The following is a 276-nucleotide window of genomic DNA, read 5'->3' on the forward strand; positions in this document are numbered from 1 at the left end:
TTTCTGGGCGGCTATCTCATGGACAAGAAGAAAATGCCGACCAGTACCGAGAGCGGAATCACGTTATGGAACGGTATGTACATTCCCATCGTGGTGGCCATGGCCGCCAGACAGGATGTCGCGGCGGCGCTGGATGGCGGCATGATCGCCATTCTGGCGGGCTTCGTGGCCGTCATGGCCAGCTTTTTGGTCATCCCCCTGTTTGGGCGGCGCGAGCCAGCCGTCGATGACGGCGACGAAGCCACAAGCCCTGCTGCCGATGCCCAACCTCACTCC

Annotated in this window: 1 protein-coding gene; it reads left to right on the plus strand. The window is 61.2% G+C overall.

Features of this window, described 5'->3' with window-relative positions:
- Positions 1-18: 18 nt before the first annotated feature.
- Positions 19-276: malonate transporter subunit MadL (locus tag Q5762_RS38210; RefSeq protein ID WP_315896914.1), on the plus strand; the 258-nt coding region annotated here is incomplete at its 3' end.

Source organism: Streptomyces sp. P9(2023) (assembly GCF_032436795.1).
Taxonomy (GTDB): Bacteria; Actinomycetota; Actinomycetes; order Streptomycetales; family Streptomycetaceae; genus Streptomyces.